Below are 12,411 nucleotides of genomic sequence, written 5' to 3'. Positions count from 1 at the left end.
TGTGCGGATAACGGTGCTGACGCCCTGACAGCAGTTTCAGCTTCCTTACCAGCGTGAAAAATGATCCTCAGTCACCCCCACCAGCTGCGTCACAGGACGTGCCGGAGCCGAGGCATGCGCTTTGACCCAGCCATTAAAGCAACCGATAGGCTGTACATAGCGACTGGCTGCAATCAGCAGGTTTTTGTTTTCCTGGCGCAGACCTTCCGGCTGAAAATGTAAATTCAGCAATCCATCATCGGTATAAATATGCCAGCTATCCATCAGACGCTGAGGCTGATAATCGAAATGTGCCGCGCCCAGCCTGATGAGGTCACCATCGAGCCACAGTGCATTTTCATTCTGCCCAAAATATCCAGCCTGCAGATTAAAGCCCAGACCCATACTATGCGCAGAAGCCCAGCGCCAGGCGGTTTCCCGTCCCAGAAAGCCATTGCTGTGATCGTAACTGCCGACTCCACCGGCCAGATCAAACTGGCGTCCGGCCACGCTGACGCTGCCTTGCAAACGCATACCTGCCGATTTCAGGGTCGCATGCACCGTGCCTCCCTCTGCCATCCCAACCGCAAACAAGGGACGCGCTGCATCCTCGGTCAGCATATGTGCGTCTATCCGGAAATCACCACAAGCCAGCGAGAGCTGATAATGATTGGACTCAGCCACATGCTGAAAACGGATGCGATTGCGCAGGAACTGAAAGCTGCTGGCCGCGCCTGCCGCAGGCTGAGGCCTTAAGCGTGCCGTCAAACCGGGCAAACCGTCCTGGCTATAACTGGCGATGATCTTTCTGGCACGACGGTCAAAGACGTAGGCAAATGCAGTATTGGTCCAGCCCACATCCACAATCGCTATCCCACAAAAAATCTCGTCTGTCGCCAGCGCCGCGTAATTCCAATGCTTGTGATGCAGCGCCTGCCATACCGGATGACGGCGAAAAGGCTGGGCCAAGCCAGCCCAGTCTATGCGTTCCGGCGCTCCGGCAAATTGTCCGAACCGCACCGCCGCTTTTTCATCGAGCACCGATGCCGGTGCCTCAGGCAAACTTGTTATCATCATTCGTGGTCTTTGATTATTTAGGTGTGACTGTCAATAAACCTGCCAACTATTGAGCCCCGCTGACTGCGTAGTGTAACGCTGGCCAGTCTGACATCAGGATTTGGCGTAACACTCATACAGTTCAGGCTGGTAAGCAATTATCTCAGCAACTTATTGCGTCGTCGCGACTTGTACTGTATCGCGTAATTCACGGCGCAGGATTTTTCCCACATTGGTCTTGGGGAGGCTCTGGCGGAATTCTATGTATTTAGGTTTTTTGTAAGCGGTCAGCTGCTGTTTGCAGTAATCCATGAGCTGATCCGTCGTCAATGCAGGATTTTTCTTCACTACAAACAATTTCACCGCTTCGCCCGATACCGCATCGGAGACACCGACGCATGCGCATTCGAGCACATCCGGATGGGCAGCAATGACGGCTTCGATTTCGTTTGGATATACATTGAAACCGGAAACCAGGATCATGTCCTTTTTACGGTCCACGATTTTGACGTAGCCGCGCTCATCCATGATGCCGACGTCACCTGACTTAAAATAGCCGCTGTCGGTCATGACTTTGGCAGTTTCATCCGGGCGGTTCCAATAGCCGGTCATGACTTGCGGGCCGCGAATCGCAATTTCACCTGCTTGTCCGAACGGAACCGGTTCGCCATCATCATTCAGGATTGCCACTTCGGTGGATGGGACGGGCAAGCCTATGGTGCCCGAGAAGCCGTTCTGGTCAGGCGGGCACAAGGTAGCAGTAGGCGAAGTCTCAGACAGGCCATAGCCTTCCAGAATAGGGCTGCCGGTGACTTTGCACCAGCGGTCACTCACGACTTCCTGTACCGCCATCCCGCCACCCAGCGTAATACGCAAGCCGGAAAAATCGAGTTTGGCAAACGCGGGCTGATTCAATAAACCATTAAACAGCGTATTCACACCCGGGAAAAAATTGACGCGGTATTTCGCGAGTTCTTTTACAAAGCCCGGCATATCACGCGGATTGGGAATCAAGACATTCATCGCGCCCCAACGCATGCCCATCAGCATGCAGGCATTCAATGCCAGGATGTGATACAGCGGCAAAGCACAGACAGTGACCAGCGCGCCTTGCGCTGCTTCATGCCGCATAGTGGGACCTGCCCAGGCATCGTTTTGCAGCATGTTGGCGATCACATTCCTGTGCGTCAGTGTTGCGCCTTTAGACAAGCCGGTCGTGCCGCCGGTGTACTGCAGGAAAGCGATATCGGTATGCGTAACCGGCACGGCTTGCAAACTCAGTTTTGCGCCCTGCGCCAGCGCCGTGCGGAAGCTGATGGAACCCGGCAAACTGAAGGATGGTACCAGCTTCTTGACTTTACGCACCACAAGATTCATCAGCGCACCATTGAGGCTGCCCATCATGTCACCGATGCTGGCAACGACGACGTGTTTAACGCTCGTTTGCTGCAGTACTTTTTCCAGGGTAATCGCGAAATTTTCCAGAATAAAAATGGCCTCAACACCGGCATCACGCAACTGGTGCTCAAGTTCGCGCGGCGTGTATAAAGGATTGATATTCACCACGGTACAACCGGCACGCAGGATGGCGGTGACAGCGACCGGATATTGGAGCACATTGGGCATCATCACCGCGACTCTGGCGCCTTTAGCGAGGCCACGCTGCTGCAGCCACGCAGCCAGATGGCGCGAACAGGCATCCAGTTCGCTGTAATTCATTTGCTTGTCCATACAGACATAGGCAGGACGCTCAGCGTATTTGCTGAAGGACTCATCAAACAAATGATTGAGCGAACTGTATTGTGCCGGGTCTATGGTTTCAGGTACCCCTGCCGGGTAGGATTTGAGCCAGTGTTTTTCTGTTGTCATTTCATCGTCTCCATTCTCATCCGCATCAAAATGTGCGTTTTTTCGTCGGCGCCCGGACCGGCAACCGTATCGAGCTGATCGGGTCGCAATTCGCGCCCGTCTTCAGCGATGATGCCTACACCGCTGATTGCTTTTCCTGTATCGCTGGCCACGATCGTCATTCTTGGCCCCTGAGGATGGGGCACCCACTGCTCCCCCCAAACCGACATAGCCGCCAGAATCGGGTACAAAGACTGGCCTTTAGCGGTCAGGTGGTAGTGAACCACCCGCCCGTCATCGGCTGCCTGCTGACGCGTCAGAATGTCGTTTGCCACCAGTTGACTCAGGCGCTGGGACAAAATATTGGTACTGATCCCAAGGTGACTCTGAAAATCCTGGAACTGACTCATACCGCAAAACGCATTGCGTAAAATCAGTAAAGACCACCACTCCCCAACCTGCTCCAGTGTCTGGGCGATAGGGCAATTCATGTCTGCGAATGAACCTTTACTCATCGGGCAACTTTCTTAGCAAAGTTATAAATTGACTGTAATAAAAAACACTTTTGTTACGCAAGTGATATTTTAGGATAGCAGCTCTAATCCGGTTCCGGTTGATTTTCAAGCGGACTGCAACGCAGGCAGATTTCACAGGAGAAAGCCACGTGCAGACTAACGCGATACAATGACGCCACATCTTGAACACTGAGTCCCATCTTGAGCAAATTTGCAACACCTCTGGCATTTGTGGATCTGGAAACCACAGGCACGATCGCCACCCGTGACCGGATTACCGAAATCGCCATCATCCGTTTTGACGGTGCACACATAGAACGCTGGTCACAACTGATCAACCCGGAAACCCAGATACCGCCCTTCGTCGAACAACTGACCGGCATCAGCAATGCGATGGTGGCGGATCAGCCGCTGTTCGCCGAGCTGGCACCGCAGATTCTGGCGCAGCTGCAAGGCCATATGCTGGTGGCGCACAATGCGCGCTTTGATTACGGTTTTTTGAAAAACGAATTCCGCCGTCTGGAGATGTCTTACCGCGCGCCGGTGCTGTGTACGCTCAAGCTGTCGCGCAAGCTGTTCCCGCAATTCGTCAAACACAATCTCGACAGCATCATAGAAAGACATCAGATCGTGGTCGGCGAGCGACATCGTGCGATGACCGATGCCGATGCCCTGCTGCAGTTCTGGCAGGCGTTACAACAGGTGCCGGGCGAAGCCGCCTTATTGGCAGCGGTGAAGGAGCTAAGTTCACGTCCGGCGCTGCCACCGCATCTGGACGCCGATATCGTCGACCAGTTACCTAAGGGCTATGGCGTCTATCTGTTCTATGGTGAAAACCGGCTGCCTATCTACGTCGGCAAGAGCAATACCCTGCGCCAGCGCGTGTTATCGCATTTCTCGGCTGATCATGCACTGGCTAAGGAAATGAACATTTCCCAGCAAGTCAGGGACATAGAGTGGATAGAATGCGCGGGTGAAATCGATGCGCTGATTACCGAGGCACGCCTGATCAAGGAAAAACAGCCTACCCTGAACCGTCAGTTACGCAGGAATAGCGAATTCTGCTCATGGCGCCTGAGCGATCTGGGCAGCGGCCTGCTGCAACCGCAACTGGTGTATGGCCGCGATCTGGATCTCGGCAGACAGGAACAGTTATATGGCTTGTTTAAAAGCGGTGCCAGTGCACGTGAATTTTTATTGCAAGCCGTCAAACAATATCAATTGTGCGCGGCCACGCTGGGACTGGAAAAAGGCGGCAATGGCAAACCCTGTTTTGCGCGCCAGCTCAAGCAATGCAAGGGGGCCTGCGTGGGTCAGGAAAGCGCCTTACAACATAATCTGCGTCTGATCGAAGCGCTGGCCGAGATGAAGCTCAAAGCATGGCCATTTGCCGGACCTGCCTTGCTGCAGGAAGCCGGGGTCTATCATGTGATCGAGGCCTGGTGCTATCTGGGTCGTGCCGAGACGCTGGACCAGGTGCCGGACTTGCTGGCATCCGGCAAGCCGCGCTTTGATCGCGACACCTACCGGATACTGGTCAAATACCTGAACCGCATGCAAGCCTACAGCGCCTGAGCGCTGCAGGCCACAGTGGATTACTTCAAAATGCCTTGCGTGACTTCCGGCTTACCGTCAGAAGCCAGCGCAGGCACTTGTATCAGGCGCATCAGCAAAGGATAGACATCCACATTATCCAGACTTTGCAAACGCGCCGCCGGACGGAATGCCGGGCCGTGGGCGATGAACAGCGCGCCCATTTCCGGCGCCAGATTGTCATAGCCATGCGCGCCGCCATTGCTGCGGTTCTTAGGATTCTGATCAGCAAAAATCAGCCAGCCGGTTTCAGCCAGACACAGATAGGATGGAACCCGTGGATTGCGACCAAATTCAAAGCGCGCCGGGATCTGGGCTTTTTTCCAGCACTGCATATGGGCATGCGGTTTCAGCAAAGCAGCTTCCAGTTCAGCCTCTTTACCAGGTACCGCTTCAAATGCAGCATAGGTGCCGCTATTGACCATACGGAAGCTGGCAGCTGGTACCAGCTGATCGAGCGCGATAGTGCGCTGTGCGCTGGTCGCAGCCATGCCATGATCGGATACGATCACCAGATTGGCTTCGATCTGACGCGCTTTCAGCCCCGCCATCAGACGTGCCAGCGCACGGTCCACGTGTGCTACCGCCTCAGTCACCATCTGGCTGTCTGGGCCGTCATCATGACCGGCATGATCGACATCATCAAAATACAAAGTCAGCATGGAAGGCCGCTCTGCAGCCGGTTTATCTAACCAGCCCAGCAAGGTATCAACGCGCTGATCCGGCGTGACCTTGCCATCAAACATACGCCATTCGCCGGGACGCACGCCATGTATTGCTGCTTCCGAACCGGGCCAGAACATGGTGGCGCTGCGCACGCCATTTTTTTCTGCCGTCACCCAGACAGGCTCAGCCTGATCCCACCAGCGGCGATCCGTCACTGCATCACGGTTACTCAGTGTGAATTTCACACCAGGAATCGCCGCATCCACCATGGTGTTACCGACGATGCCGTGATGATCCGGGCGCAAGCCTGTGACCAGGGTGTAATGATTCGGGAAAGTAATCGAAGGAAATGACGGCCGCATCACATCTGCCAGCACGCCCTGGCTGGCCAGCGCATTCAGCGTAGGCGAGACGCCGCGTTTGAGGTAATCAGGACGGAAACCATCTATCGACACCAGAATCACCGGAGCCGCTAAAGGTGCGCGGTAACTGAGCGCGGCAGGCGCTGTGGCTGTCGTATTGGCGGCAGGCGTGCCTGGTAACTGGGTACAGGCACTCAGTAAAGTAAGTAAAGGCGCAATCAAAAGCGCCGGGGCAAAACGCAGTCGGGGTAAAGAATTCAGCACGTATTTTCCTGACAATAAAAATCGAAATGAGCTTTGCTTCAGCAAGCGTGTTAGGGCTGCAAGTATAACCATGCCACATGGCAATTGCATGACGACTGTTTTTACGCATGAGCGCTGGGCAAAGATGTGTTCATCAAGCCAGATAAATCCCCGAATTTAAATGGTAAACAGGATAGTGAATACTACCCAACCCATTCCAGGCAACCAGAAATTAACTTCTTTCCATTGTATTCAGGAAGTTTTTCTTCTATACCTGGGGGTAGAAATTTATTTCCAATTGGAAATTACAATCTCACTTGTGCGTCAGTAAGGAAAGATCATGAATATCGGAAGCGTCAACAATCAGTCATCGCAGGCAGATACCTATAGCAACAATGTGCAAAGACTCAAACAACGCGATGGTGAGCTGAACAAAGTCAAACAGGAAAATCAGAAGGTGAAGGCGGAAACCCAGACGCAGCAAGTGGCGCAAGCCGCGCAGGCGACACAGTCTGCCGATGCGTTACAACAGGCGCGTGCGGCGCAGGAAAACAAACCCAAGCCCAGCGTGAATGGCAGCGGCCAGGTGGTTGGGCGTCTGATTAATACCAGCGCCTGAGCGCAGGCTCCGCAAGACGGCACAGCCAGCAATTGAGGGCTGTGCTTTTTTATTTTTTAGGCCTGACGCAAAATTGTCACGCCAAGGAGCCATCAGGCCGCCGGGGCGCTTTGGCGTCAGTCCTTTTCTTTTTGCTGTGCCATTTGCCTGAAATACAGCAGCAAGTCATCCAACTCTTGCGCGGACAGCGATTGCAGATTAAATCCCGGCATCGCCGAAGCAGGCCAGCTGCGCACGCTGGCCGGATTGCGTATCAGCTGACGCAACATCCCTTCCTGAAAATACTCAACCGGACTATGTGGCAGATTCAGATCCGGCCCCAGTTTTGCATCACCGCCGCCATTCATACTGTGGCAGGCTGCACAATTTTTGGTATAGACCTGCATGCCACGTAAAGCCTGCGTCTGCTGCGGGCCGCTGGCTCGTGGCAGTAGCTGCGGATAACGCTGCTCCAGGGTTTGTGTCAGGCTGATTTTAGCGATCTGATACGGCCACTGCTCGCTGGACACCTGATGTTCCGGATCTTGCCAGACCAGATAGACCGGGCCGGCACTGGGCTTGCCAGCCGCCAGCGCAGGCCAGGGAGCTGCGGCATCTTCTATCGCTAACCAGGGACGGGCAGAGGTGTTGAATACACTGGCAGGCAAGGTCGCGACAAAGCCATCCAGCGCGGTGAATTGCAAATTCAGCGCAGACAAATCCGGATAAAAAGTCTGCAACGGCAAAGCACGGTAGCTGCGACGTCCGCCATAAGCCACATCGGACTCCAGCGCTATCGTCTTCAACTCAGGCAAAGCCAGTAACTGCGCCCGGCTCAATTGCAGGGTCTGAGTCGCTGTCTGTACCTGCAACACCGTCTGCTCTTTGCTTGTGCTGTCGCGCAGCTTGGGGACTGTTTGCGCCGTGCCAGCATGCGTCCAGCTACAGGCACTCAGTACGACACTGCATGACAGGCTCAACAGCAGGGCTGCAGACAGGCCGGATCTGAGCCATGCGCGGCCAGATTGCCTGGTTTGCGTTATGATCATGTAAGTTCCTTTCAAACTGAAATGCGATGCTGAGCAGCGTCAGGACGCTGGATAAAAACTGCGGCTCTTCGCCATTGTCCCATGTCACCTCGCTGTGTGCACAGTTTTGCACTGACCCACCAACCCTCAAGCTGGAAAAAGATGGATAACCAAGAATTTCATGATGATCACGAAGACGGGCAGGATGGCCCCTTAGGCGCAGCGCAGCGTGCAGCTGCGGCCAGCCGCAGCACCTGGACCAGCGTCGTGGTCAACATATTGCTGACCAGCGTACAGTTCGTGGTCGGTTTCTTCAGCCATTCCCAGGCCTTGATTGCCGATGCCATTCATTCGCTGTCCGATCTGATATCGGATTTTGTGGTGCTGCTGGCCAGCCATCACAGCAAAAAGGCGGCAGATACCGATCATCCTTACGGCCATCAGCGTTTTGAAAATGCTGCCTCACTGGTACTTGGACTGATACTGCTGGCGGTCGGCAGCGGCATGCTGTGGTCGGCTTTCCGCAAGCTGGAAACACCGGAATTGGTACCACAGGTACATAGCATAGCGCTGTGGGTAGCCGGACTGGCACTGATCTCTAAAGAACTGCTGTTCCGCTATATGCTGGCGGTCGCGCAGAAGGTGAAATCCAGCATGCTGGTGGCCAATGCCTGGCATGCACGCTCAGACGCGGCTTCGTCGCTGGTCGTAGGGCTGGGCATCATAGGCAATATGGCCGGTTATCCGATACTCGATCCGATTGCAGCGCTGATCGTGGGCTTTATGGTGGCGCGCATGGGTTGGGAATTTGGCTGGGAAGCCTTGCATGATCTGATGGATCGCGCGGCCGATGAAGAGGAAGTCGCGGCAATACGCCTGACCTTGCTCGAAACTCCAGGCGTGATTAATGCGCACGATGTACACACGCGCAAAATGGGTGACATGATCGTGGTCGATGCGCATATCGAAGTCGATGCCAATATCACGGTTGAAGCCGGGCACGACATTGCGGTACTCGCGCGCCAGCGCGTGATGCAAAGACACAGAGTGCTGAATCTGATGACACATATCGACCCCTGGAAACGTCCTGACCGCGATCATCAGCCGCCTGCATGACAGGTCATAGGCGATAGCCATTAAGCAGATTCAGGCAGATTCAGGCAGATTCGTACAGATTCAGACAGAATCAGGCACAAAAAAAAGGGAGCCCGCGGGCTCCCTTTTTTGCATCAGACGACAGATCTGATCTCAGTCTGCGTCACAGTTTCCTCTAATTGCCGGGTCAGATCCTGCAATTCTATGTGGATGGGATTAGTAACCGGATCAATATCACCACGCAGCAGACAACGGGTGGTGGCCTGATTCGAAGCGATCTCAATCAGACTGCGCAAATCACGCCCGGACTTGCCCTCGGTGCGTGCGGCCAGTTCCAGACTGGCAATATCCGCATCAAAGGCCAGCGGTTTATCACGCAGCAATTGCCGCACTATCGTCTGACGTGCCGCCAGGTCAGGCAAAGGCAATTCAATTTTCTGGGCAAAACGCGATAACACTGCCGGGTCGATCAGTTCCGGATGATTGGACGCAGCCAGTACGAACACTTGTCCCTGCTTGCTTTGTGCGCCATCCATTTCCTGTAACAGCTGACCGATGATTTCTTCAGAAAAGGATTTGCTGTGTTCACCCCGTTTGGCCGCCAGAATTTCCATTTCATCGATGAACAGGATGCAGGGTGACTGACTGCGCGCCTTGTCAAACATCGCTTTCACAGCAGTTCCCGAGTGACCTATCCATTGCTTCTGTATCTCAGCCGTGGAAGGGGCAAAAAAGGATAAGCCAGACTGACTCGCGAGTACCCTGGCCAGCTGTGTCTTACCTGTGCCCGGCGGGCCCCACAATAAGGCGCTGCGCGGTGCATTGATACCGCTGGCCTTGAGCTGCTCCGCATTGCGTATCATGCGACCCAGTGCTTCAAACTGCTGCCGCAATTCATCCGGCAGCACAATATCATCCCAGCTTAAAGTTTCAACCTTAGTCGATTGCTTACTGTCTTCTAATTGCTGCAGCAAATCATCCATCTGCAGACAAACTGGATTACGTTCAGGGTGGATATCCTCACCACTCAGCAAGGCACGTTCAGTGGCCTTGCGCGCCGCGACTTCGACCAGGGTACGCAAGTCGCGTCCGGATTTCCCTTCCGTCATCTTGCCCAGCGTCGCTGCTGCTTCAATCAAATCAAAGCCCAGCGGCTTCTTACGCAATAAGCTTTGCAGGATCGCTTCGCGGCTACCACGGTCAGGTAAAGGCAGTTCCAGTTTTTGCTCCAGACGTGATAACACAGCACTATCAATCTGATCCGGCAAATTCGAGGCGGCCAGCACAAACACCAGCCCCTGATGACTTTTTGCGCCATCCATTTCCTGTAACAGCTGGCCAACCACTTCTTCGGTCGCCGAAGTGCTGTTCTGTGCACCGCGCGCCGGTGCCAGAATTTCGATTTCATCGATGAACAGGATGCAGGGTGACTGATTACGCGCACGTTCAAACAGACTGCGTACCGCATTACCGGAGCGGCCTACCGTGCCCTGCTTCAGTTCAGCCGTGGTACAGGTCAGAAAAGCCAGTCCGGCCTCATTCGCCAACACCCGCGCCAGCTGGGTCTTACCGGTACCCGGCGGGCCCCACAGCAAGGCGCCACGCGGGGTATCAATACCACTCTTTTTCAGCTCTTCGCTATTGCGCAGCATCTTACCCAGATTAATAAACGACTTTTTCACCAGCTCCGGTAAGACGATATCGTCCCAGCCCAGATCACTGACCTCGCTGGAATTTTTACCGCGCTGACGCCTGACTTCCTTGAGGATTTCAGCCGCCTCCGGATCATTGCGCCCCGCCAGCTCAGCCGCGATGGCGATCACCAGCTGATGCAGGTCGCGCCCGCTCATGCCGCTGGTTTCGCGCACGATGGCTTTCATCTCTGCAGGGGCGATCAGCTTGGCCTTAAGCAATTCTGCTTTCAGAATTTTTTCGCGGTTACGCGCATCCGGCAAACCAACTTCCACCACACTGGTGAAACGCGACAATATTGCATCATCAATGCCATCGCGCAGATTGGTAGCACCCACCACCATCACCTGCCCGCTCTGCGCGATGCCGCCCCACTGACTCAAGAATTCTTTGACCAGTTCATCATCGAAATTCACACCACTTGAACTGGCACCGCCACGGCGCTTGAAGATGCCTTCACACTCATCCACAAACAATATGCATGGACTCTGTTTACGCGTAGCTTCAAATACTGCTTTGACTTTGGGTGAGGTATGCCCCTGGTAACTGCCTTTCAGATCCGACTCACTGACGCTCATGAAATGCACATCCGCTGTTTTTGCGAGCAATTCAGCAATCGTTGTTTTACCAGTACCAGGTGGTCCGTACAGCAAAATCCCTTTAGGTGAAACTTCCGAGCGGCTTGCAAATAAATCGACCAGCTTGATCAGCTTATCCGCCAGCGCATCCGGAACCGCAACTTCGCGCCAGAGACTGACCAGTTGTTCGCATTTCTGCAATTGCTGGTGTGCGGCTTCCAATACCTGATAAGCGGCGCGCACAGACTGGCTGGCCGCAACCACCTGTTGCAGACTTGCATGGTGCTGACTAAGTAAGTCCATCCAGTGTGGCTGACAACGTTCTGCCATAAAAAAGTAATGTTCGCCTTCCAGCAGCAGTTTTTTTTGCTCTGGCAAATAAGCCAGCCAGGCACGCTTAGGCTGGGCCGACTGCCCCTGCTCGGTGAATTGCAGCAACGAGGCACCCAGATAACGTTTAGCGACCTGTCCAAGGCGGAAGCTGGTGCAGCCCAGCTCAGATGGGTTTTCACCCGGATAAATCACAGCAGAGTAAGGATACTTAGGATCACCGGATTCTTTGCCGGCAAAGGCCAGTAAGTGAATACTGGCCTTTGCCAATTGCTCATCGAGCTGTTGATATTGCTTTTTCAGCTCTTGCAGCGCGCTGCCACGTCTGGCTGTACGTACCATCGCGATATATGGCAACCAGACGAACAGCAATCCCGTGAAGCTGAACAAGCCGGAAACCAGGTAAGGCAGACCAAGTGCAAAATTAGCCCGCATCAGGCCAAAAAATCCAAAAAAATACGTGATACCGAGCAGATACAACCAGCCAACCCAATTGGCAAACGGAAAACGATGTTGCAGGCCCTTCAACAATAAGGCTGGCTTCCAAGGCGTTTTCTTCAGCTGTTCAGCCAGCAGTTCCTGGCGTACAGCCTCTACCACCTTAGGCAGTTGTTCTTGCGCCTGCTGCTGTATCGCCTGCACACCGGCCTGATGACTTTGCAAAGCCTGATTGCAAGCCTGGTAGTGTTGTTCGGCGTCGGCATAGGCAGCGCGTGCTGCCTGTAAGCGCTGCGCAACCGGCAAAGGGACTTCTATCTCTGTATCTGACATCGCTATGCACCTTGTTGAAGCTCAAGCCTGAATGGAAAAATGCCATTCATTCGACGG

General features: G+C 54.2%; 9 protein-coding genes. 3 read left to right on the top strand and 6 right to left on the bottom strand.

The features are described from left to right. Nucleotides 1-45 precede the first annotated feature (45 nt). From H8K43_RS03600 to H8K43_RS03590, 3 genes are all read right to left on the bottom strand, one after another. Nucleotides 46-1,056, bottom strand: a complete 1,011-nt coding sequence (locus tag H8K43_RS03600) for a DUF2804 domain-containing protein (RefSeq protein ID WP_230403646.1) — start codon at nucleotides 1,054-1,056, stop codon at nucleotides 46-48. Between the two features lie 150 nt (nucleotides 1,057-1,206). Beyond that, nucleotides 1,207-2,904, bottom strand: a complete 1,698-nt coding sequence (locus H8K43_RS03595) for a long-chain-fatty-acid--CoA ligase (RefSeq protein ID WP_186902611.1) — start codon at nucleotides 2,902-2,904, stop codon at nucleotides 1,207-1,209. After that, on the bottom strand, nucleotides 2,901-3,398 hold the full coding sequence (locus H8K43_RS03590) for a winged helix-turn-helix transcriptional regulator (protein ID WP_186902610.1): 498 nt from the start codon (nucleotides 3,396-3,398) through the stop codon (nucleotides 2,901-2,903). The genes H8K43_RS03595 and H8K43_RS03590 overlap by 4 nt, the downstream gene beginning before the upstream one ends. A 201-nt stretch (nucleotides 3,399-3,599) precedes the next feature. Between H8K43_RS03590 and H8K43_RS03585 the strand changes: the two genes are divergently transcribed. After that, nucleotides 3,600-4,973: a 3'-5' exonuclease family protein gene (locus tag H8K43_RS03585; protein WP_222610956.1), complete on the top strand. Its 1,374-nt coding sequence runs from the start codon at nucleotides 3,600-3,602 to the stop codon at nucleotides 4,971-4,973. Between the two features lie 20 nt (nucleotides 4,974-4,993). Here H8K43_RS03585 and H8K43_RS03580 read toward each other — a convergent pair whose 3' ends face one another. Continuing rightward, nucleotides 4,994-6,283, bottom strand: a complete 1,290-nt coding sequence (locus H8K43_RS03580; RefSeq protein ID WP_329604473.1) for an alkaline phosphatase family protein — start codon at nucleotides 6,281-6,283, stop codon at nucleotides 4,994-4,996. A 319-nt stretch (nucleotides 6,284-6,602) separates the two neighbouring features. Here H8K43_RS03580 and H8K43_RS03575 point away from each other — a divergent pair, with 319 nt between their 5' ends. Beyond that, entirely contained in the window at nucleotides 6,603-6,881 is a 279-nt protein-coding gene (locus H8K43_RS03575; RefSeq protein WP_186902608.1) for a hypothetical protein, read from the top strand. Between the two features lie 116 nt (nucleotides 6,882-6,997). Here H8K43_RS03575 and H8K43_RS03570 read toward each other — a convergent pair whose 3' ends face one another. Next, nucleotides 6,998-7,909 carry a cytochrome c gene (locus H8K43_RS03570; protein WP_186902607.1) on the bottom strand — a complete coding sequence of 304 codons (912 nt, stop codon included), beginning with the start codon at nucleotides 7,907-7,909 and terminating at the stop codon, nucleotides 6,998-7,000. Between the two features lie 141 nt (nucleotides 7,910-8,050). On the opposite strand from H8K43_RS03570, the gene H8K43_RS03565 reads away from it, so the two are divergent. After that, entirely contained in the window at nucleotides 8,051-9,004 is a 954-nt protein-coding gene (locus H8K43_RS03565; RefSeq protein ID WP_186902606.1) for a cation diffusion facilitator family transporter, read from the top strand. A 113-nt stretch (nucleotides 9,005-9,117) separates the two neighbouring features. Here the strand turns inward: H8K43_RS03565 and H8K43_RS03560 are convergent, their stop codons facing one another. Beyond that, nucleotides 9,118-12,354 (bottom strand): AAA family ATPase, encoded by a 3,237-nt coding sequence (locus H8K43_RS03560; RefSeq protein WP_186902605.1) that lies wholly within the window; start codon nucleotides 12,352-12,354, stop codon nucleotides 9,118-9,120. Nucleotides 12,355-12,411 lie beyond the last annotated feature (57 nt).

This window comes from Cognatundibacterium curvum (assembly GCF_014284235.1).
GTDB lineage: Bacteria > Pseudomonadota > Gammaproteobacteria > Burkholderiales > Burkholderiaceae_D > Undibacterium > Undibacterium curvum.
The sequence above is the reverse complement of the archived record's forward strand: the minus strand, read 5'-3'. Positions and strand labels throughout refer to the sequence as shown.

Bases quoted from the DNA above. Each gene is read 5' to 3' on its own strand.
- H8K43_RS03600 (WP_230403646.1), bottom strand. From the start codon at position 1,056: ATGATGATAACAAGTTTGCCTGAGGCACCGGCATCGGTGCTCGATGAA.
- H8K43_RS03595 (WP_186902611.1), bottom strand. From the start codon at position 2,904: ATGACAACAGAAAAACACTGGCTCAAATCCTACCCGGCAGGGGTACCT.
- H8K43_RS03590 (WP_186902610.1), bottom strand. From the start codon at position 3,398: ATGAGTAAAGGTTCATTCGCAGACATGAATTGCCCTATCGCCCAGACA.
- H8K43_RS03575 (WP_186902608.1), top strand. From the start codon at position 6,603: ATGAATATCGGAAGCGTCAACAATCAGTCATCGCAGGCAGATACCTAT.
- H8K43_RS03570 (WP_186902607.1), bottom strand. From the start codon at position 7,909: ATGATCATAACGCAAACCAGGCAATCTGGCCGCGCATGGCTCAGATCC.
- H8K43_RS03565 (WP_186902606.1), top strand. From the start codon at position 8,051: ATGGATAACCAAGAATTTCATGATGATCACGAAGACGGGCAGGATGGC.
- H8K43_RS03560 (WP_186902605.1), bottom strand. From the start codon at position 12,354: ATGTCAGATACAGAGATAGAAGTCCCTTTGCCGGTTGCGCAGCGCTTA.